The 19,108-nt window shown below is 56.6% G+C and carries 22 protein-coding genes; 10 read left to right on the top strand and 12 right to left on the bottom strand.

Annotated features, from left to right (window positions below):
• Positions 1–9: 9 nt before the first annotated feature.
• Positions 10–1,581, top strand: a complete 1,572-nt coding sequence (locus tag BL107_RS09485) for a SulP family inorganic anion transporter (RefSeq protein WP_009790123.1) — start codon at positions 10–12, stop codon at positions 1,579–1,581.
• Here BL107_RS09485 and BL107_RS09480 read toward each other — a convergent pair.
• The gene (locus BL107_RS09480; RefSeq protein WP_009790122.1) at positions 1,578–1,901 is read right to left on the bottom strand and encodes a hypothetical protein; all 324 of its coding nucleotides are present in this window, start codon (positions 1,899–1,901) and stop codon (positions 1,578–1,580) included. The genes BL107_RS09485 and BL107_RS09480 overlap by 4 nt on opposite strands.
• Before the next feature lie 90 nt (positions 1,902–1,991).
• Here BL107_RS09480 and BL107_RS09475 point away from each other — a divergent pair, with 90 nt between their 5' ends.
• Genes BL107_RS09475 through BL107_RS09460 form a run of 4 tightly spaced genes read left to right on the top strand, consistent with a single transcriptional unit; the run spans position 1,992 to position 5,666 of the window.
• Positions 1,992–3,053: an amino acid ABC transporter substrate-binding protein gene (locus tag BL107_RS09475; protein ID WP_037988968.1), complete on the top strand. Its 1,062-nt coding sequence runs from the start codon at positions 1,992–1,994 to the stop codon at positions 3,051–3,053.
• Complete coding sequence (locus BL107_RS09470; RefSeq protein WP_009790120.1) at positions 3,053–3,955, top strand: ABC transporter permease subunit; 903 nt, start codon at positions 3,053–3,055, stop codon at positions 3,953–3,955. Before BL107_RS09475 ends, BL107_RS09470 begins: the two co-directional genes overlap by 1 nt.
• On the top strand, positions 3,955–4,929 hold the full coding sequence (locus BL107_RS09465) for an amino acid ABC transporter permease (protein ID WP_009790119.1): 975 nt from the start codon (positions 3,955–3,957) through the stop codon (positions 4,927–4,929). Before BL107_RS09470 ends, BL107_RS09465 begins: the two co-directional genes overlap by 1 nt.
• Positions 4,926–5,666, top strand: a complete 741-nt coding sequence (locus BL107_RS09460) for an amino acid ABC transporter ATP-binding protein (protein WP_009790118.1) — start codon at positions 4,926–4,928, stop codon at positions 5,664–5,666. The genes BL107_RS09465 and BL107_RS09460 overlap by 4 nt, the downstream gene beginning before the upstream one ends.
• Here BL107_RS09460 and BL107_RS09455 read toward each other — a convergent pair.
• Both BL107_RS09455 and BL107_RS13270 read right to left on the bottom strand, forming a co-directional pair.
• Entirely contained in the window at positions 5,650–5,838 is a 189-nt protein-coding gene (locus BL107_RS09455) for a hypothetical protein (RefSeq protein WP_009790117.1), read from the bottom strand. The two genes, BL107_RS09460 and BL107_RS09455, sit on opposite strands and share 17 nt — an antisense overlap.
• Positions 5,831–5,953, bottom strand: a complete 123-nt coding sequence (locus BL107_RS13270; RefSeq protein WP_255344623.1) for a hypothetical protein — start codon at positions 5,951–5,953, stop codon at positions 5,831–5,833. Before BL107_RS13270 ends, BL107_RS09455 begins: the two co-directional genes overlap by 8 nt.
• 149 nt (positions 5,954–6,102) lie before the next feature.
• Here BL107_RS13270 and BL107_RS09450 point away from each other — a divergent pair, with 149 nt between their 5' ends.
• Complete coding sequence (locus BL107_RS09450) at positions 6,103–6,975, top strand: AEC family transporter (RefSeq protein WP_009790115.1); 873 nt, start codon at positions 6,103–6,105, stop codon at positions 6,973–6,975.
• Between the two features lie 15 nt (positions 6,976–6,990).
• Here the strand turns inward: BL107_RS09450 and BL107_RS09445 are convergent, their stop codons facing one another.
• A complete protein-coding gene (locus tag BL107_RS09445; RefSeq protein WP_009790114.1) occupies positions 6,991–7,581 on the bottom strand; it encodes an alpha-ketoglutarate-dependent dioxygenase AlkB in 591 nt (196 codons plus the stop codon).
• A 59-nt stretch (positions 7,582–7,640) separates the two neighbouring features.
• On the opposite strand from BL107_RS09445, the gene BL107_RS09440 reads away from it, so the two are divergent.
• Positions 7,641–8,018, top strand: a complete 378-nt coding sequence (locus tag BL107_RS09440) for a hypothetical protein (RefSeq protein WP_009790113.1) — start codon at positions 7,641–7,643, stop codon at positions 8,016–8,018.
• A gap of 6 nt (positions 8,019–8,024) precedes the next feature.
• Here the strand turns inward: BL107_RS09440 and BL107_RS09435 are convergent, their stop codons facing one another.
• The 7 genes from BL107_RS09435 to BL107_RS09405 all read right to left on the bottom strand — a co-directional run bounded on the left by BL107_RS09435 (position 8,025) and on the right by BL107_RS09405 (position 15,315).
• Positions 8,025–8,918, bottom strand: coding sequence for a homoserine O-succinyltransferase (locus BL107_RS09435; protein WP_009790112.1), 894 nt, complete (start codon positions 8,916–8,918; stop codon positions 8,025–8,027).
• Between the two features lie 17 nt (positions 8,919–8,935).
• Positions 8,936–10,261, bottom strand: a complete 1,326-nt coding sequence (locus BL107_RS09430; RefSeq protein ID WP_009790111.1) for an O-acetylhomoserine aminocarboxypropyltransferase/cysteine synthase family protein — start codon at positions 10,259–10,261, stop codon at positions 8,936–8,938.
• A gap of 41 nt (positions 10,262–10,302) precedes the next feature.
• Positions 10,303–10,971: a hypothetical protein gene (locus BL107_RS09425; protein ID WP_037988964.1), complete on the bottom strand. Its 669-nt coding sequence runs from the start codon at positions 10,969–10,971 to the stop codon at positions 10,303–10,305.
• 43 nt (positions 10,972–11,014) lie between these two features.
• A complete protein-coding gene (locus tag BL107_RS09420; RefSeq protein ID WP_009790109.1) occupies positions 11,015–11,971 on the bottom strand; it encodes a lytic transglycosylase domain-containing protein in 957 nt (318 codons plus the stop codon).
• Positions 11,972–12,011: 40 nt separating this feature from the next.
• Positions 12,012–12,587, bottom strand: coding sequence for a DOMON-like domain-containing protein (locus BL107_RS09415; protein WP_009790108.1), 576 nt, complete (start codon positions 12,585–12,587; stop codon positions 12,012–12,014).
• Between the two features lie 5 nt (positions 12,588–12,592).
• Positions 12,593–13,711: a phosphotransferase enzyme family protein gene (locus BL107_RS09410; RefSeq protein WP_006169753.1), complete on the bottom strand. Its 1,119-nt coding sequence runs from the start codon at positions 13,709–13,711 to the stop codon at positions 12,593–12,595.
• A gap of 89 nt (positions 13,712–13,800) precedes the next feature.
• Positions 13,801–15,315 (bottom strand): hypothetical protein, encoded by a 1,515-nt coding sequence (locus BL107_RS09405; protein WP_009790107.1) that lies wholly within the window; start codon positions 15,313–15,315, stop codon positions 13,801–13,803.
• 55 nt (positions 15,316–15,370) lie between these two features.
• On the opposite strand from BL107_RS09405, the gene BL107_RS09400 reads away from it, so the two are divergent.
• Together BL107_RS09400 and BL107_RS09395 are read left to right on the top strand one after the other, a co-directional pair.
• Positions 15,371–15,955: a glutathione S-transferase family protein gene (locus tag BL107_RS09400; protein ID WP_037988962.1), complete on the top strand. Its 585-nt coding sequence runs from the start codon at positions 15,371–15,373 to the stop codon at positions 15,953–15,955.
• A gap of 36 nt (positions 15,956–15,991) precedes the next feature.
• Positions 15,992–16,435, top strand: coding sequence for a hypothetical protein (locus BL107_RS09395; protein WP_009790105.1), 444 nt, complete (start codon positions 15,992–15,994; stop codon positions 16,433–16,435).
• Here the strand turns inward: BL107_RS09395 and BL107_RS09390 are convergent, their stop codons facing one another.
• Positions 16,436–17,752, bottom strand: a complete 1,317-nt coding sequence (locus tag BL107_RS09390) for a Rieske 2Fe-2S domain-containing protein (protein ID WP_009790104.1) — start codon at positions 17,750–17,752, stop codon at positions 16,436–16,438. It lies immediately after the preceding gene.
• A 105-nt stretch (positions 17,753–17,857) separates the two neighbouring features.
• On the opposite strand from BL107_RS09390, the gene stpA reads away from it, so the two are divergent.
• Positions 17,858–19,078 (top strand): glucosylglycerol 3-phosphatase, encoded by a 1,221-nt coding sequence (gene stpA, locus BL107_RS09385; RefSeq protein ID WP_009790103.1) that lies wholly within the window; start codon positions 17,858–17,860, stop codon positions 19,076–19,078.
• Positions 19,079–19,108: the final 30 nt, after the last annotated feature.

The raw sequence follows: 19,108 nt of genomic DNA, 5'->3' as shown, positions 1-19,108 counted from the left end.
GCGTTGGTCATGGCCAATCGATTCAGTTCCACCCTGGTGAATCAGTGGTTCTCTAATCCCAGTAAAGACCTGCTTTCCGGCTTGGTCGTCGCTTTCGCGATGATTCCAGAGGCGATTGCGTTCTCAGGAATTGCTGGAGTCGATCCCAAAGTCGGCCTCTTTGGCGCCTTTTGTTTGTCCCTGACGATTGCGGTCGTCGGCGGACGGATGGCCATGATTACGTCCGCGACCGGATCAACAGCGTTATTGATGACTGGCCTTGTCGCCAGTGGTGAAGCTGTAGGCCCTGGATTGGGGGTGAAATATTTGTTGGTGGCTGGTCTTGTGACCGGGGTGCTCCAGATTCTCTGGGGCTATCTGCGCCTAGCCGATCAGATGCGCTTCGTTCCCCAGGGGGTTCTCAGCGGATTTGTGAATGCCTTGGCTTTGTTGATCTTTCAAGCGCAGCTTCCCCAGCTTGGCTTTGGTGGTGGCCATGGTGAGGGAGGTGATCATGCGGCGGGTTTGTTGTTGCCCCATGGCGGCCAGGTGCCGGTGGTGTGGGGTTTGGTGATGTTGGGGCTCGTGATCATTTATGGATTGCCACGGTTGACGCGGGTCGTCCCCTCTCAGCTGGTGGCGATTGTTGTGCTCACGGCCATCAGCATCGGGTTCCAGTTCGACATCCCAACGGTCAGCAGTTTGGGCAATCTTCCGGATGGCTTGCCCAGTTTTGGTATTCCCTTCGGTCGAGGCGGTGGAGGTGTGCCCTTCAGCCTTGAAACCCTCGGCATGGTCTTGCCCACCGCTTTGGCTATTTCCTTGGTGGGCTTGATGGAAAGCTTTCTCACCCAAGACATTCTTGACGATAAAACCGATTCTTCCTCCAATAAAAACGTTGAAGCTCGCGGTCAAGGCATCGCCAACATCGTGTCCTCCCTCTTTGGCGGAATGGCTGGCTGCGCCTTGGTTGGTCAATCGGTGATGAACATCGACAACGGCGGTCGAACGCGCCTGTCGACTTTGTTCTCGGGCGTCAGTTTGCTGGCAATGATCTTGTTGGCGGGCTCCTGGTTGAAGCAGATTCCCATGGCTGCCTTGGTGGCCGTGATGATCAGCATCGCGGTGAGCACGGCCGACATCAATGGCCTGCGCAATGTGCGTCGGATCCCCAAGAGCGACACCTCCGTGATGCTGATGACGTTTGCCGTCACGATGCTCACGACGCCACATAACTTGGCCCTGGGTGTGTTGGCCGGTGTTGCTTTGGCCGGCATTTTGTTCAGCCGCAAAGTTGCCAAGGTGATCCGGGTGGAATCGGATCAGATCAGTGCGCAAGAACGCCACTACCGGGTGATTGGCCAGTTATTTTTTGTGAGCACCATCTATTTCGTCCAAGGATTTGATCTGCATGATCATCCGGAACGGATCAGCATTGACCTTTCGCAAGCCCATATCTGGGATCAAAGTGGTGTGGCGGCTCTGGATCAAGTGATCCGGAAGTTACGTCTTGGTGGGTCAGAAGTCAGCGTCGTGGGTATGAATCAAGAATCCCTTGATTTATTTGAACGGATTGGAGGGCAAGAGTCAGCCCATGCTTAAGGTTTTAAGGCTGTTTTTTCCAGCATGCTGAAGCACATATTTCGGTCTCGATTCATCGCTACCAAGCGTTGATTGATTTGTTGATTATTGGGTGCGCTGTTCACATAATTTGCGGTGACGTCCGTCCCAATACTGAGCAGTAAGCAAAGGGTTTCGATGTCGCCATTTTCTTGAGCTCGTTGTTTGGCACCTTCTAGTAACACACCAAGAAGAGCCATTTTGTTGTTGTAATTGCTTCGATCGTCCTGTTCCCACGCACCGGCTGGTGATGTCACAATCAGTCCGATCAATCCAGTCAGCAGCCAGCGGCGCAGTTTCATCTCTGGTGCCGTAAGCCCCCAGAAGGTACCGGTGTTTTGGGTTGTTGCCTGAAGATCTGGGACAATCCGATCCGATCCGTCCCATCTTTGATGTTCCGACCTATCTCTTCTCGTCTGATTGGTGCCGTCGGTGGATTGATTGGTTTGCTGTGTGGCTGCGCCACCCTTGGTGATGGCACTGATTCCAGATTGAACTTGGTGCAAACGCGGGGTGAGTTGTTGTGCGGTGTAAGTGGCAAGATCCCCGGCTTCAGTTTTTTAAGTCCCGATGGGCGCTACGCCGGCTTGGATGTGGATGTTTGCAAGGCGATGGCCGCGGCTTTTGTCGGCGACAGCACCAAGGTTCAATACCGTCCCCTCACGGCGCCGGAGCGATTCACAGCACTGCGGTCTGGGGAGATCGACCTGCTCTCACGCAACACGACCCATACCCTCAGTCGTGATGCCGCCGGCGGCAATGGACTGAGCTTTGCTCCCACGGTGTTTCACGATGGGCAGGGATTGATGGTGTCGGTCGGTAGTGGCGCTCGTTCGATGGCTGATCTGAGTGGCAAAGCCATTTGCGTTGGGTCTGGAACCACCACTGAACAGAATTTGAATGATGCGTTTGCCGCGCAGGGGCTCCCCTACACCCCGATCAAATACCAAGACTTAAATCAAGTGGTGGGTGGCTACTTGCAAGGTCGTTGTGCCGCGATGACCTCCGATCGTTCACAGCTGGCTTCGGCCCGTTCTGGATTTAAAGATCCCCAACAGCACGTGATCTTGGAGGACCGATTGAGCAAGGAGCCCCTCGCTCCAGCCGTCGTTGGCGGTGATCAGCGGATGGCAGATGCCACCAATTGGGTGGTCTATGCCTTGATCGAAGCGGAGGAGCGTGGCATCACCCAAGCCAACCTTGATGATGTTCTTGAACGGGCGGTTGCGGATCCATCGCAGGCCGCGTTGCGTCGTTTCTTGGGGGTGGATGGGGGTCTTGGAGCCAAGCTCGGTTTGCCGGACGACTTTGTGGTTCAGGTCATTCGGGCAACGGGGAACTATGGCGAGATCTATAACCGTCATCTCGGCCCCGGGAGTGCCGTCACCATTCCAAGAGGTCCCAATCGTTTGGGTAGGGACGGCGGTTTGATGATCGCTCCGCCGTTCACCTGATGCCTCAGATTTTTCGTCGAGGACGCTTCTGGGCTCAGCTTTGCGTTGTTGTTGCCTTGATCACTTTTGCGGGCGTGTTGATCAACAACATCACCGTGAATTTGATTCGTACAGGACTGGGACTTGATTTCGGTTGGCTATGGCGTCCAGCTGGTTTCGCCCTGGCGGAGACGGCGCTGCCCTATGCCCCGACCGACAGCTACGCCTGGGCCCTGTTCATTGGTTGGTTAAACAGCCTCAAGGTGATTTTGGTGGGGTTGTTGCTGGCCACCACGCTTGGGGTGGCCGCCGGAGCTGCCCGGAGCAGTCGCAATCGGCTTGTACGCAGTTTGTCCGGTGGCTATGTGGCGTTGATTCGCCAAGTGCCGCTGCTGTTGCAGTTGCTGTTTTGGTATTTCGTGGCCTTTTTGGGATTGCCGGAGACTCCTGTGGGTGGATTGATCCACTTCTCAAACCAGGGCATCCGCCTCTTGGGTCTCAATCTCAGCGTTGAGTTTTGCGCGGTTCTCACGGGGTTGGTGGTGTTCACAGGAGCATCAATCGCCGAAATTGTTCGTGGCGGTATCAATGCGGTGTCGCGAGGCCAGTGGGAAGCCTTTCGAAGCCTTGGTTTGTCCGAGGGTTTGGGTCTGCGCCGGATCGTCTTGCCCCAGGCCTTACCAGCCATTCTCCCGGCTCTTACCAGCCAATACCTCAACCTTGCCAAGAACAGCACGCTTGCCATTGCGGTGGGATACGCGGATCTCTATGCAGTCAGTGACACCACCATCACCCAAACAGGACGTGCCATTGAAGGCTTCCTGTTGTTGTTGATCAGTTTCTTGTTGCTGAATTTGCTGATTAGTGGCGGCATGGCCCTCATCAATGGGGCGGTGTTGGGCCGTCTGCAGAGGAGTCACTAATGAACCGCTGGATCGATCGTTTGCTCACGTTGACGCTTTTGGTTTTGATCGGATGGGCGGGTTGGTCTTGCTTGCACTGGTTATGGCATGGGGCCGACTGGACGGTCGTGACGACCAACTTGCCGCTCTATGCGGTGGGCAGTTATCCGGAGGATCAGCGTTGGCGACCCTTGCTTTGCATCGCCGCTGTTGTCGTTCTGATCGTGATCACCCTGGTGGGTCCGCGTCAGGGCGGTTGGCGTCGAGTCATGCCCTTGCTTTGGAGTGGCATGGCTCCCTTTGGTCTCTGGCTTCTCGCGGGGGGGCTTGGCCTTGCGCCTGTGGGGACGCAGAGTTGGGGTGGATTCAGCCTCACGCTTCTGCTTACGGCTGGAAGCGGGATGTTGGCCTTGCCGTTCGGTGTTCTGTTGGCGCTCGGTCGTCGTAGTGATCTTCCCGTCCTTAGGGGGAGCAGCACGGTTTACATCGAGTTGATGCGGGCCGTCCCCCTCATCGCCGTCTTGTTTTTTGGACAGCTGTTGATTCCTCTGTTCCTTCCCCCCGGCATTGAACTCAACAGAGTGCTGCGGGCTGTGGTGGCCTTTGCCCTGTTTGCAGCGGCCTACATCGCTGAGGATGTGCGCGGCGGTCTTCAAGCGATTTCACCCACCCAGCGGGAGGCGGCGATGGTCTTAGGGCTCTCACCGCGACAAACCCTGCAGCTTGTGGTGTTGCCCCAAGCCTTTCGAGTTGCTTTGCCTTCTCTGACCAATCAAGCGGTGGGCTTACTTCAAAACACAAGCCTGATGGCGATTTTAGGACTGGTGGAACTGTTGGGCATCAGCCGCAGCCTGTTGGCGAATCCAGAATTCATTGGTCGTTATCTCGAGGTGTACATCTGGCTGGCTGCGGTTTACTGGCTGGCGTGCACGGCAATGGCCCTATTGGCCCGTCACCTTGAAATCCAGCTCGACCCCGTCCGTTCTGCCCGATGACGATTGCTATTCGTGCCACTGATCTGGTGAAGAGCTACACCCCGGGGCTTCGGGCTCTCGATGGGGTGTCGCTGGACGTGAGCAGTGGCGAGGTATTGGTGGTGATGGGACCCTCTGGGTCGGGCAAGAGCACGTTGATTCGCACCTTCAACGGATTGGAAACGCTGGATGGCGGCGAATTGGATGTGCTCGGTGTGCGGTTGGATGCCGCCCATGAGGAACGCCAAGTGCGGGCGATTCGTGAGCGAGTTGGGATGGTGTTTCAGCAGTTCAACCTGTTCCCTCACCTCTCGATTCTCGACAACATCACCCTGGCGCCGATCAAGGTGCAAAAGCGTGCCAAGGCCGCGGCGGAGCAACGTGCGATCGAACTCCTCGATCAGATGGGAATTCGCGAGCAAGCGCGCAAATATCCAGCCCAGCTCAGTGGTGGCCAGCAGCAGCGCGTTGCGATTGCGCGGGCCTTGGCGTTGGATCCAGAGGTGATGCTCTTTGATGAGCCCACCAGTGCGTTGGATCCAGAGCGGGTGAAGGAGGTGCTGGATGCGATGCGTCAGTTGGCGCAGGGCGGGATGACCATGGTGGTGGTGACCCACGAGCTTGGCTTTGCCCGCGAGGTGGCTGATCGGGTGATGTTCATGGATCAGGGCCAGGTGGTGGAAACGTCAGACCCGCAGACCTTTTTCAGCAATGCACGGGAAGAACGCAGTCGTCGATTCCTCAGTCAGATGATGTGATCGTGTACTCGATTTTCTCGTCGTCCGAGCAGCAAAAATCTCTGTAATACCGTTCCAGTTCGTTGTAAGCCGCGTCGTAGCTCTCGAACGTGAGGGCCGTCACCTTGTCGGACCGCCCATCGCTGCGGACAAGAACGTAGGAGTTGTTGTTGGGGCTCGGAGCCTCAGGCATCACAAAGGGGCAGGCGTTGTAATGCCCGTTCGATCGCGGTGATTTCGCGTTCTGTTTCCAGCCAGCTTTCGTTCTCGATGGGTAGCGATTCCACCTGCTCGGCAAGCACCGTCATCAAGTGTTCGAATCGTCTTTGGAGAGTTTTGCGAAGCATGCATCTCTTGTGGACGATCGCTACCCTGGCATATCGCGGGGTGCCTCCTAAGTTTTTGGTCTGGTCGTGCGGCGTTCGTTCTGCGGTTCCTTCTTGAGCTGCTTCCGTGCTTGCTGATCGGTTTTTGGATCGGTGGGCAGCATCCGAATTTGGCTGGTCGCTTCGCTGTCCCGCTGGTGCGCTTCGGCGTGCCGATCAGTGTGATGGGCCTGCTGTTGAAAAGTGGCCTCCAAGGTGATGTGTTGCAAGCCGCTGGCCTCGCCGTATTGGGAGTGTCCACGGTGTTGCTGGTGGGTGGCTGGCAATCCAAGTCGGTAGGGCTCGTCACCCCTTCGCTTTTGCTGGGGAGCTGTATTGGTAATACGGCCTATTTCGGCGTGCCCCTGGCGTTGGCCTTTTTACCGCCTGAGGCCCTAACGATCACCATTGGCTACGACCTGGGCGCAACGTTGCTCACCTGGAGTGTTGGTCCCCAACTACTTGGTGTTGCTGCCGCCAGTCGCTGGCTCGCGCTGCGTCAGCTGCTCATCAGCATGGGCCGTAGTCCAGCGACGCGCGGTCTCATCGGGGCCTTGCTGATCCAGCTGACGCCCTGGAGAGCTGCCATCACGGAAGGCCTCTGGTGGCCGTCCCGGATCGTGATTGTGCTGGCGTTGATGGTGGTTGGGATGCGTCTTGGCAGCTTGACGCGGCAAGGAAACCCCCCTCGATTGATGGGGGCGGGCCTAGGCCCAGCCTTGCTGGTCAAGCTTTTTCTCTATCCCTTGCTGCTTTTGATGCTGGGTTTGTTGTTTGGCTTGGATCCCTTGATGGTTCAGGCACTCGCGCTGCAAGGAGCGGCACCAACAGCGATTTCAATTTTGCTGATTGCGGAGTCCGTTGGACGCGATCAGGAGCGGGCGGCAGCGCTGGTGTTTTGGAGCACCGTTCTCGCGGTTCTGACAGCTCCTGTTTGGGGTTTGGTGTTGCAGGTTCTGCTTTGAGCTTTTTGTTTGCCATTACCCATGAAAGAAATGGCGAAAGGTGAGGTTGATTCGCACCGTTTTCACTTTGCGGCGTTGGGGCACGCTGTGCATCCAACGCTCTTGGCAGCCGGGATGCATGATTAGTAAATCGCCGTCGGCCAGTGGGATCGCTGCTCGCTTGGTTTGATCGCCGCGATGTCTGAATAGAAAGTCTCGAGTTGATCCCAGCGAAAGCGACGCAATCGGTTGTGACTGGTCGATTTCCGTTTCGTCGTCGGCATGCCAGCCCATGCGATCGTCGCCATCGCGGTAAAGATTGAGAAGGCACCCGTTGAACTGAGCTTGAGCGATGTGGTTCACCTGCTCCAGTAATGGGTGGAACCAATCTGGCCAGCCCTCCCCGACATGGATGGCACCGCTGTAGCGGTACTGCAGGCCCTGCTCAGCCAAAAAAATGGTCTTACGTGGCACGCGGTGGTACTTGCCAAACACCTGCACGAGCGGTTGCTCCCAGGAAAAGCCATGTTCAAGGAGCTGCTTCCAGCATTGGGCATCGTTGGTCGTCAGCCAGCCGGGGAGGAGCGACCAATCCGTTGGTTCATCAGCGCTGATGACTGGGTCCATTCGTGACGTCGGATGACAAGCCCATCTTTCGACGGGAACCTTCCCATACATTCATCCTTATGGGAGCACGCATCAGCCAGGACGAATTTCTCAAGCGAGCCAGGCAGCGTTTTGGCGATCAGTACAACTATGAAGGGATGATTTGGCGGAGTTATAAGAGCCCCGTCAAAATTCGCTGCACGCACCACCCTGTGCAGGACATCAGCATCACTCCTGAGAAGCATTTGCAAACCCTGGGGGGCTGCCGTCACTGTCTGAGAGAACGGCGGGTGGCCTCATTAGAACGGGAGTTGAATCGCAAATCGGCGGAACGCCCCGCTGACACAAAAGTGGCCAAGCCGGTGCCCAAGACCTCGTCGAAAATCGTCTCCAAAACTGTCACTAAAAACGCTTTGGTTGATCCGTCTCTTTCCAGGTCGAGCGCGTCGAAGAACTAGCTGCTTCTAAGACGCCATCGATACGCGCTGATAGCAGAACCACAGCCATTGTTGAAACAGGAGATTGCGATGCGACCGCCAGAGTGTTCGTCTGTGGTCGGGATCAAAATTTTCTGGAGGAGGAACGTCGCCGCGTGCTTTGTCACGTTCCATCTCTCCGATGATGCGGCCGACGTTGTATTCAGGATGACCGAGATGCATCAGTTGCCGTTGGTCGGGCGTTTCGAAGATCGTGTATCCCACCTTTTCTCCATGGGCCAATAAGCGAAGACGTCCTTGGCGTTGCGCTGATTCCATTGCTGAATCCAGCAGACCCGCATGGCGGCTCTGCGGGCAAAGAAATTTGTCATCTTGGGTGCCCATGAGTGGGTGTCCTGGAACCAGGCTGCGCATCGGATAAATCCCGAAAAGCTTCCTCTCGAAAGAGATTTTGTCGACACCTGCCATATATGCCAGGGCAAATCCCGCCCAACACAACCCAAGGGTGCTCGCACAACTTTCGCGGGCTTCTTCAATGATTTTGGTGAGCTCTTTCCAATAGCGCACGTGTTCAAACGGCAGATGCTCAACGGGGGCTCCGGTGATGATCAAGCCATCCAAAGGCTCTTGGGATCGAGCTTCATCCCAAGAGACATATAGCTGATTAAGGTGATCCTGGTCCCAGCTTTTGTAGGCATGGGAGTTCAATCGAATCCAGATTGGTTCGATCTGGAGTACAGATAACCCCAAGGGATGCAGCAAATTAAATTCATACTGCTTCCCCAGGGGCATGATGTTGAGGATGCCAATGCGCAGCGGTCGGATGTCCTGAAGTTCCGCCTGTTTGGCTTCAATCCAGGAAATCCGGTTGCGTTCAACCGCCGAGATTTTGTGATAACTCCGAGGAAGAATGAGCGCCATAGATCCTTAATCGACGCTCAATTCAGGCTCGCTAAGGCCTGTTCGAAATCGGCCTTGATGTCATCAATGTGCTCAATGCCAACCGACACCCGCACCATGGTGGGGGTCACACCCGCAGAGGCTTGTTCGTCTTCGCTCAGTTGTTGGTGGGTGGTGGAGGCTGGATGGATCACAAGGGTTTTGGCATCTCCAACGTTGGCTAGATGGCTCGCGAGTTTGAGGCTGTTGATGAATCGCACCGCATCGTCGAAGCCCCCCTTCAGGGAGAACATCAACATGCAGCCCATGCCGCGACCGGTGAGGTATTTCTTGGCCGCTGCGTGATAAGGGTCGCCGGGTAAACCGGGGTAACTCACATGGGCAACGTTGGGGTGGCCATCGAGCCAGGTGGCCAACTCCATGGCGTTCTCGGTATGGCGCTCAACGCGCAGACTCAGGGTTTCGAGCCCTTGCAGGAGCATGAAACTGTTGAACGGGCTGATCGCTGGACCCCAGTCACGTAGACACTCCACTCGGGCCCGCAGGGCAAAGGCGATGTTGCGTTCGTCTGGTAATCCCAGCATCTTGCAAATATCACTGCCGAAACCAAACGCATCCCAGTGCACCAAGCCGTGATAGGCCGCGCTCGGCTCACTCATCAATGGGAATTTTCCGTTGCCCCAGTTGAAGGTGCCGGCGTCCACGATCACGCCACCCAGGCTGGTGCCATGGCCACCAATCCACTTCGTGGCGCTTTCAACCACCACGTCGGCCCCATGTTCAATTGGCCGCAGCAAGGCCCCTGCCGCGCCGAGAGTGTTGTCCACGATGAGTGGAATTCCTCGCTCTTTGGCGAGTGCCGACAAACCCTCGAAATCAGGGATGTTGAAACGGGGGTTACCCATCGCTTCGACATACAGCGCCTTGGTCTTGTCATCAATTTGCGCAGCGAAACTGGCCACGTCATCCCCGTCGGCAAAACGAACGTTGATGCCTAAGCGGGGAAATTGAACTTTGAACTGGTTGTAGGTGCCGCCATACAGATAGGACGTGGAAACAAAGTTGTCTCCCGCTTGCATGCAATTGGTGATGGCTAGGAATTGCGCCGATTGGCCTGATGCTGTAGCGACCGCTGCGACACCGCCTTCGAGGGCAGCCACTCGCTTCTCAAAGACATCCGTCGTGGGATTCATCAAACGGGTGTAGATATTCCCGAATTCCTTGAGCCCAAACAGGTTGGCTCCATGTTCTGCGTCGTTGAAAACGTAAGAACTGGTTTGATAAATGGGCACCGCCCTGGAGTTAGTCGCACTATCAGGCGACTGGCCGGCGTGGAGCTGAAGGGTCTCAAAACGCTGGGACATCAGACCAGATCAATGAAGCACTGATCTAGTTCTAGTCGTCTCTAGGTATCTGGCAGCTCTGGTTTGTCGGTTTCTGCCAAGGAGGGGAATGTGGTGCGAATCAGGGTGTGGATTTCGCGGTGTGCCTCGCGCCGGAATCCCTCGATTCCATCGGCACTCAAGATTGGGTAGGTGCGATCGCTGGCATCAACGTCGCGCAGATGTTTCCAGCGATTGCTTTCTTTTTCCTTGAGTGCCGTCAGCGCAGCTTGGAAGTCGTAGGTCTTCGTGGTTCCAAGGGCAGCTGCTTGGGAGGCCAGGGTTTCACGGACGGGACCAAGGGCTTTGGCCTTGAGGGTGTCCGGTAAACCGAGCACCGGCTCGTAGTGATCGAGGATGCGCAGCTCGGTCTCCAACAGCACAGGCCAGGCACCTTTGTCTCCATCGCTGAGTCCCATCTCCGCTTCAGCGGCAGCCATGGCATCGCATTGGAATCGGAGCCAGCTGTAGTAGCTCTTGTCCTTCAAGGACTTTTTGGCTGCAGCCCGTCCGGACAGAATTTTTGGGAGTGCGTTTTCCGCTTTCCGTAGAAACAAGCGATCTTCCCGCTCGAGATTCATGGCTCCCCAGCGCTGGCGATATTCCCAGAGCTCGACATATCGGACAACCTCGGCCTCAGACCAGCCGAGGCCCTTCAGTTCATCGCCACGGTGAGAAGTTTCCTTGGGCACCCGTTGCACGCATCACGCCTTCAATCAGGGTAGGTGTTGATGCTCAATTTGCTGGAGGCCGACTGGTTGGATGGGTTTTGAGGTAGTCCTTAACGTCAATCGGCTCGGCTTGGTTGTAGCCCACGGGCAGCCAAAGGTCGCCATCGGCGGCGTTGAAGTGGATTTCCCAGTGATAGAGGCCGGTGTAGGCCAGTGGATCCTCCCGCATCAATGAGGCATACAGCAGAACGGCACGTCCGTAGTAATCGCTGTTGTTGTACCCCCACAACCCTTGGCGGATATCCCTAAGCCCTCCGCGTCGTACCAAATAACGGGCTGCAGCTTGGATTGCATCGTGCGGATCGCGGATATTGCCTTGTCCGATTCCTGCTTCCGCCCAAGTGGTGGGCAAAAACTGCATGGGGCCTTGCGCATTGGCCACTGAAACGCCATCGATGCGCCCCATGCCGGTTTCAACCAAGTTCACTGCGGCCAGAACCTCCCACTCAATGCCTGTGGCGGCCTCTGCTTTGCGGTAGTAGGCCAGCAGGTTGTCCGCCGGTTCGGGAGCAATGATTCGCCAGGCTGGTAAAACCGTTGGGCGGCGAGTCCGGCCCATCCGTAAAAATTCGCGTCGAGCGGCCAACTGCCGCTCAGCCACACTGCGCCATTGTCTGGGAAGTGCCAAAAGCACTTGTGAGGACAGGGTTGGGTTGGCGGAGAGCACCCGGTAGATCACCTGTTGTTGATGCCCTAGATCGGGGAGGGATCCAGCAGGAGTTGTTGGATCCCTCAGGGCGGTCTCAACTGTGTTGAGCAGTGCAGCAATCTGTTGCGGATCGGAGGGAACCCTCGGATAGCTCCGGACCTTCGCGATCGAGCGTTGCTCGGCGATGGCGACAGGACTCTCTGGCGAGCCGGCCAGCGAGGGCAGAGCCACTGTTTTGGGTTGCTTCAGCCCCACCAATGCCAGCGTCGTGGCGGCAGCCACAAAGGCAATCAGAACAGAACGGCTCCGCATCTTGTCGTCTAACGGGCAGTGGCGTGACCCTACGGCCCACTCAGCCTTTAAGGAAGGTGCTGCGGTCGTGAAAATCAGCTTTCGCCTGATGGCGATGGGCCCAGTGACTTAACCCTGCTTCTCCATGGTCGATCACGGCAGAGAGATTCACCTCTGGGCACACCCCAGCGGACCACCAGGGCGCTAGGGGAAGACGAACATCGACGCGAAGGTGGTGGTGCAAGCGTTGGATGCCCATCTCCGGGTTTTGCTTCAGCATCTGCAGTTGCTGGCCAGTGCGATAGCTCTCGAAGCTGTAGACCGCCCAATCGCCATTGGGTGAAAGATTGATCTCCCAATAACGGCTTTGATTTGGCAAGGCCAGAAATGCTTCAAAGCAGGTGGCTGTCCAGAGTCCATCCCGACGCTTCCCATGTTGGGGGCCGTCGTTGAGGGGGGAGGGAAGCACCAGTGTCGACAGACCGGGAGGTGCTAATGCAAGCAGTCCATAGCTGAGCTCTAGCCAACCATTGCTGTTCCAAACGAGCGATGCACTGACTTGAATATCACTGGGAATGGAGCGCTCGAAGGGAGTCAAGCGCGCCACTTGACGCAGCATGACGGCAGGGCGAGGCATATCAGTTAGTTCACGGGTCGATCGCTGAGGCGTTGGATGAGGCGTTGAAGCGCCGGCATCTGATTCTCGATGTCTTTCACAAGCTTGAACTGAACAGCGGCGCGTTGGAGATTGTGGCCTGGTCGCTCTGTTTTGAAATACACGTTCCCTTCAAGATGATCCGTGAGGAAGCGCAGTCCGAGTTCCAGGGGGATTAAACGAATGCAGTCTGGGAGGTAATGAAGATCCCACGAACTCAAAAAGCCTCTAGCAACATTGAGATACCCATCCAGCACTGCCTCACAGAGGTTTAAGTCAAAACCAACACTCGCTAGATCGGATGCTTCTTCGCCGGCTGGGTTGCAACAGGAACGAATGCAATCGCCGATGTCGTAGTGGATTAATCCCGGTTTAACCGTGTCGAGGTCAATCAGGCCGACGGCTTGGCCGCTGGTCTCATCGATCATCACGTTGTTGATTTTGGGATCTCCATGGATTGGCCGATGTTGCAACTCTCCCCGGGCCAGAGCAGCCTCGAGCACATCGACCCCGTCTCGACGTTTGTCGATGAAGGCACAGGCCGCTTGTTCAGCGGAATCGAGCACAGCAGGGGTTTTTAGCACAATATCGTAACGATTTAAATACTCAGGCGTTACGTGAAAGTTTTCAAGGGTGTCGGCGAGTTGGTGAATGGCCAGGTCATGAATCAAGGTGTGGAACATGCCAAGCCCATACCCCAGCTCGTTGGCATGGTTGCAATCCTTGATTTCATCACTGGTGGTTGCATCGTCGATAAAGGTGATCGAGCGCCAAAAATCCCCGTTGTGCTCAACCCATGCCGCGTCTTCTCTTCGGCAGGGCACAATTCTCGGTAGTTCCCAGCGTCGGCCCTTGAGCTCCGGTGGTGGAGTGGCCAGCCGCCGGTCGATGTGCTCACCCAGCGCTTGCAGGTTGCGCATCACTAACTCTGGACGTTCAAACACGGCCGTGTTCAGCCGCTGCATCACAAAACTCTCCGTCTTACCTGACCCTTTGTGGGTCACGAGAAAGGTTTCATTGACGTTTCCTGAGCCGAGGGACCGGATCGCCGTGATCTGTTCACGCGGATGGAAGCGATCGGCGATGGCTTCCAGGGCCTCGGTCATTGGAAGTCGCATTGGTCTTATTCGAAAACCATGCCGTTAAGCCTTGGGAAGTCCTTCTCTGGGTGTGCGGTAAAGCAGGCGACTACGACTTAATTCTCCATCTGCGACTCAATTGAGTCCATGAGCTGCAGGTGAGCGGCCACGCCAGCTTCATTGGCTTCATCCAAGGTGACTTCGCCGCGCATGGCCTGCCGGGCGTTGTCGGCGATCACAGCGTTCACCAATAGGTCGAGGGCCTCTGGGATCTCGAGGTTTTGCAGGGCCTCGCCATAGCGACGGCTGTGGCTAGGTCGTACCGATTCCTGGCAGTAGCTCGATAGTTCCCGACTTTCCGTCATCACTTGATAGGCGGTTTCCTTCACGCCAGGGCGCCCATAAATCGCCATGTACAACAAATTCACCATGGAGGCGTCATGCACTGGGATCGCGTATTTGCGGGCGATTTGTGGCCAGTAGCGCAACGATTTCAGCCCTTCCAGCCCCCCTTTTTTCATTCCCGCGGCTTCACACCACTCTTCGAACTCTTCCATGGAATTCGGGCAACGGGCTTGCTCCTGCATGCGCATCGCGAGCACCTGACCGGCCTGGAAATTCCGCGTGGGACTGCCGGAAACCGGCAACATCATGCTGCCGCGCACATCGGCCACCATGGCGGTGAGCTGGCTGAAGGTGTGGTCGCGCACCTTTTCAAAATCACCATCCCGAACCAGCGTTGCTTCAATTCGGGGCACCGCATACCCCAGCTCTGTGAGGGGGATTGGTTGACGGTGATACAACTTCTGGCGGTCTGGGCGCGCCATCGAGACCGTGGCGGCTTGGTCCATGCACTGATCAAGAAGCAGTGTCAGCAACGTGGGCAGCACACCAGGGTTGTCTTGATGAAAGGTGTAGCCAAAACCAGCAAACACAGAAGCCATGTTTTTAGCTGCTTTGATGTATTGCCCTTCAACGTTGTGAACCCCCGCTGCTACTTGAATATTTGGTGATAGTTGATCGAGTAACTGGGCTCCCAGCATGGCCGTGAGGGCATTGGGATGGCAAAAATTCGCGGTGAAACTATCAAACGGGTTGCGAAGGGCTCCATGGCGATGGAACCCTGAGAAAAAAGCCAAATTGGGCTCCTTCTCGCACAGCACGTAAGCGCTGTTGCTGATTGGATCGTGGTTAAAAGAGCCAGCGAGACAAGCCAAAACCACTTGATCACGCCCCAGCTCTTCCCGTAGGCGCGTGGCCTCAAGCAAATCCTCTTCGATGTGATTGCTATTGGCGCTGAGCACCACCAGCTCACAGCGTCGAATGAGGTCTTCCAAGGTGTTGGGGGTTCGCTCACTGCCCGTTCGGTGGCTGCCCATATCGAGCACGGTTTCTACGTGTCCGGGGTCCATATTTTTGATGGATTCCGCCGGGAAGGCCCCGAGCAACTCCCGGCCCTCTCGAGGGGCCAGCAACAGCCGGCCTGCCTCGTTCTGCATGGCGCAGTTGTAGGCCAGGGATGCGGGATATAAACCAACGCTGTAAAAGCCAACTTTTCCGGCCACAACCTCGTGGATCCGGGATCGGATCGACACGGCGTCCAAGCTTTGGTCGAAAAAGGAGTTGTGCATGGCCTATAGCCTAAGCAGGGTCGTTCGTGAGCCTGAACAGCTCAGGGGTCATTCGATGACACTCACTCTGTATGGCGGTCCAAAAACGCGGGCCTCGATGCCGCGTTGGTACCTCGAAGAACAGGGGATTGGGTACGACTTGGTGGAACTGGATCTGCGGGGTAACCAGCACCGTCAGCCCGACTATCTGCAGGTCAACCCCTTCGGAAAATTGCCGGCCCTGGTTGATACCAGTGTTCAAGCCATGGATGGAACACCGCTCAAGTTGTTCGAATCTGGAGCCATTCTTCTCCATTTGGCGGAAAACCATGCTGGGCAGATCAAGTCAGCTGCTGAACGCTCATTAACGGCCCAGTGGTTGCTCTTTGCGAATGCAACTTTGGCGATTGCCCTGTTTGTACCCAGCAATCGGGAACGTGAATTTCCGCGGCTTATGCAGGAGCTGAATCACCAGTTGACCCCTGGCCGTCCCTTAGTTGGTGATCAGTGGGGTGCGGCTGATTGCGCCATAACCGCTTACCTCGCCTACCTACCCATCTTTTTCCCCCAAGAAGATTTATCGCCGTATCCAGCCATTCAGGCGTTGATCACGGCCACCCAGCAGCGTCCGGCTTACCGCAAGGTGATGGGCATGGATTGATTGGAGGCGGTGTAATGAACTGAAAGCCTGATTCTGATGTCGCCAACGTCCCGAGAACTGTTGTTGGCGTACCGCTGGCCCGCTGCCGTGGTCGTATCGAGTGTGGTGTTGGCCGCTACGGCGATTCAAATCCTGAGCAAGCCAATACCGATTCGGATTGAGGGTGGTTTGCAGGTCGACAAGCTCGTCTTGCCCGCGAGTGTGACGATTCGATCGAACGAACCCTTGCCGGTTGCCGTTCGCGAAGATGTGGTGATTACAGGAACAACCCCCCTGGCGGTTCAAGGCCAAGTTCGGGTGGGTGGAGAAGTGCAGGCCAATGTTCGATCCATCGAGACGCCTGTTCAAGTGAATGCGGCTGTCTCGGTGAACGAGACGGTGAACGTGAACGGAAAAGTCAACGTGGGAGGGAAAGTAACGGTTGAAGGAAATGTTGGAGCGAAAGTGAAACCCACCCTGTTGCCTTTGCCGTTGCCTTGATTAGGCCTGTCGGTTGCGGGGGGCTGCACCGTCTCCCCGGATCAATCCTTTCTCCCAGCGAGAAACTTGGCGCAGGGTGAGTCCCGCAAGGGCTGCAATGACGACACCAATGGCACTCCAGACCCCGCCTTGGCCTAATCCCACCAGAGCGGCAGCACCCCACAACACCACCCACGCCCAAGGGCGAGCAGCGCGGATCCGTCTCAATGCTGTGGAGCAACTGCGACACGATTGGGTATGGCTGTAGTAACGATCCATCAGGTCTGCGGTTCGCTGACGTTCAGGTAGGTCTTTCCCAGCGAATGGCTCACCGCCGTTGTTGTTCAGCCAGCGATGCAGTGCGGCCACGTAGACGTCGGCTGTATTGGGCATAAAGAAGGCTCGATCAGCAGCAGGACTGCCGCCAGCTCGCTCCAGCACCCGTTCCTGCCAATGCAGAAAAACCTGATCGTCCTCCAGCACTTTGTGGTTGCCGATGTGTTGGAGCCATCGCGGCCGTAGACCGATGAGAAGTTTTGGGACGGCCGACTGAAATTGGAAGGGAAAGCGGGCAAATAAACGACATTCACCACGGCGGATCGGTACCGCATAAACCACTGTGAGGATTCGGGCGAAGCCCTTCGCCGTGAGGTCGTGCCACATCAACTGAGGGGCGTGAAAAGATGTGGTTTGAGAGCCGAGCTTCCCCCGACGGGGCCCCTCCTCCCAAAAGGCATCAAATCCGTCTTCAGCCTCTCGAGTGATCGTGGCCAGCACCGGAGAGGCATTGTTTCGATTGCCGACGGTCTTGTGGTGGGTGAAAGGAACATGGCTCACGTCGAGCACGTTCTCCAGCAGGGTCACCGCATCCATGGGGAGGTCGCGAAAGGTGTCCTGCAGCGTCCAGCTTTTGGGGTCCTCCTCAAGGGCTGGTACGAGGGGTAAGGGATGCTGATTGGCCGCATCTGGTTCTCCCGTCCAAACGAACAAAAGGCCCTGCCCAATCGCTGTGGGGAGGCTGGAGCAGCGTGATCGGCGTGCTTCTGGCTTGGTGTTGTCGGGTGCTTGCGGAATAGAGCGGCAATGGCCCTCTCCATCGAAACTCCAGCCGTGATAAGGACATTCCAAGAGCCCCTCATCATTGATCCTGCCCTCGCTGAGGGGCACAAGCCTGTGGGGGCAAACATCGGGGAACACACGCCAGGAGGCTTGTTCAGCCTTGGCGTCCCACCAGATCACCAGGTCTCGCTCCAGCAGTGTGAAGCGGTTGGGTTGGCTGCGATCCAGGTCCTGGAGGTAGGCGATTGGCCACCACTGTTCAGTCCAAGTGGAATGCATCACAACGTCCTTCCAGGACCGACATGATCGCGCTCGCCTTGGCTTGTTGCGACTTGGCCTAGTGCGACAACCGTGGGAAGGTGACGGCTCGATGCCGCGAGTGCCGTGCAGCGCCTCAGCCCCGATCAACTGTTGCAGGAGCTCTGTGGTGTTGAGGATCTTTTGATCGTTCAAGACCTTGATGGCGTCTGCATGCAGCTGGTGAATGATCCACTGACACGGCAGATGGATCCGGCCTATGTGATGGCGGTGGGTCAGCTGGGGGAGACCTTTGCAGTGCTCACCAATGGTGAACACGAGGGGCGCCGAGGTGTGAATCGGCTCGTGGAGCAGGCACTTTGTGGCGAACATGATCCCGCTCAAGCCGGGTTGTACCTGCGCGGACTCGCGGCCGGTGGTGTCCAATTCCAAGACCGCTATGGACAGGTCAGTCATCCGGGGGTGAGTGAGGCAGAGATCGCGTTTTTGGCCGCGGCTCCCTTACGGATGGAAGCGTTGCTGAAAGACGGTTTGCCGGAGATCTTTCCCCTGCATTCGTTGGAGCAGATCGCTCAGCTTGCCCATGCAGCCGTCTTGGACACCCAGGTGTCTCCGACGGTGAATCTCAATGGAATCTTTGCTGCGATTACAGGTGATGTCGAGAAGCAGCGAACTATGCAGTCCCTGCTTCAGCGGCTGATGGAGACGCTGCTGGCCGATGCGGAGAAGCAGGGTCTCGAGGGTTCATTTTTTCTGCATGTGGCTCCCAATCTTGGCCGCAATGCTGATGGTATGGAACGTCTCAAGCCAGCGGTGGAGTGTGATGTGGGCACCACTGACATTCAGTTCATGTTGAGTGGTTCGATTAAAGAGGCCGGCCTGTTGGTGCTGCTAAATCACTACATGGCACGACGCTATGGGGAGGTGCCCTTTGGAGATGATTTCAATGTTCGCGTCGCTCCACAGACCCATGACGCGTTGTTGAAGCTTGTGCAGGATCGAATCCCTGCGGAGCGGATGCCATTGCTTGTGGGGGTGGGTGACACGGTCACCTCCAACCTTTCTGCTGACGGCGCCACCTGGTTGCGGGGTGGAAGCGATCGTGGATTTTTAACCCTGCTTCAAGCGTTGGGAGCCTGGAGCGGGAGAGAAAACCGCGTGGTTGTGGTTGACAGTAGTCATGGTGAAGTCGACCGCCCAAGCCTCTCTGACCCTGCCCTTACAGGTATTTCAGATCCCGAAGACCCGCTAAGGCTCGATGTGTTGATGACGGCAGGGCCAAAGCAATACATCAACTGGTTCTGCCAATTTGCTGCTCAACGTTCCCCAAGTCCTGCCACGATCTAAACGATCAAGTCCATTGGAGTCGAGCACCAT

Origin of the sequence: Synechococcus sp. BL107 (assembly GCF_000153805.1) — a bacterium.
Lineage (GTDB): Bacteria > Cyanobacteriota > Cyanobacteriia > PCC-6307 > Cyanobiaceae > Parasynechococcus.
This window is presented reverse-complemented; position numbering and strand designations above follow the sequence as displayed.

Coding starts and splice junctions, on each gene's coding strand:
- BL107_RS09485 (WP_009790123.1), top strand. CDS start 10: ATGGCCAATCGATTCAGTTCCACCCTGGTGAATCAGTGGTTCTCTAAT.
- BL107_RS09480 (WP_009790122.1), bottom strand. CDS start 1,901: ATGAAACTGCGCCGCTGGCTGCTGACTGGATTGATCGGACTGATTGTG.
- BL107_RS09475 (WP_037988968.1), top strand. CDS start 1,992: ATGTTCCGACCTATCTCTTCTCGTCTGATTGGTGCCGTCGGTGGATTG.
- BL107_RS09470 (WP_009790120.1), top strand. CDS start 3,053: ATGCCTCAGATTTTTCGTCGAGGACGCTTCTGGGCTCAGCTTTGCGTT.
- BL107_RS09465 (WP_009790119.1), top strand. CDS start 3,955: ATGAACCGCTGGATCGATCGTTTGCTCACGTTGACGCTTTTGGTTTTG.
- BL107_RS09460 (WP_009790118.1), top strand. CDS start 4,926: ATGACGATTGCTATTCGTGCCACTGATCTGGTGAAGAGCTACACCCCG.
- BL107_RS09455 (WP_009790117.1), bottom strand. CDS start 5,838: ATGCCTGAGGCTCCGAGCCCCAACAACAACTCCTACGTTCTTGTCCGC.
- BL107_RS13270 (WP_255344623.1), bottom strand. CDS start 5,953: ATGACGGTGCTTGCCGAGCAGGTGGAATCGCTACCCATCGAGAACGAA.
- BL107_RS09445 (WP_009790114.1), bottom strand. CDS start 7,581: ATGGACCCAGTCATCAGCGCTGATGAACCAACGGATTGGTCGCTCCTC.
- BL107_RS09440 (WP_009790113.1), top strand. CDS start 7,641: ATGGGAGCACGCATCAGCCAGGACGAATTTCTCAAGCGAGCCAGGCAG.
- BL107_RS09435 (WP_009790112.1), bottom strand. CDS start 8,918: ATGGCGCTCATTCTTCCTCGGAGTTATCACAAAATCTCGGCGGTTGAA.
- BL107_RS09430 (WP_009790111.1), bottom strand. CDS start 10,261: ATGTCCCAGCGTTTTGAGACCCTTCAGCTCCACGCCGGCCAGTCGCCT.
- BL107_RS09420 (WP_009790109.1), bottom strand. CDS start 11,971: ATGCGGAGCCGTTCTGTTCTGATTGCCTTTGTGGCTGCCGCCACGACG.
- BL107_RS09415 (WP_009790108.1), bottom strand. CDS start 12,587: ATGCCTCGCCCTGCCGTCATGCTGCGTCAAGTGGCGCGCTTGACTCCC.
- BL107_RS09410 (WP_006169753.1), bottom strand. CDS start 13,711: ATGACCGAGGCCCTGGAAGCCATCGCCGATCGCTTCCATCCGCGTGAA.
- BL107_RS09405 (WP_009790107.1), bottom strand. CDS start 15,315: ATGCACAACTCCTTTTTCGACCAAAGCTTGGACGCCGTGTCGATCCGA.
- BL107_RS09400 (WP_037988962.1), top strand. CDS start 15,371: ATGACACTCACTCTGTATGGCGGTCCAAAAACGCGGGCCTCGATGCCG.
- BL107_RS09395 (WP_009790105.1), top strand. CDS start 15,992: ATGTCGCCAACGTCCCGAGAACTGTTGTTGGCGTACCGCTGGCCCGCT.
- BL107_RS09390 (WP_009790104.1), bottom strand. CDS start 17,752: ATGCATTCCACTTGGACTGAACAGTGGTGGCCAATCGCCTACCTCCAG.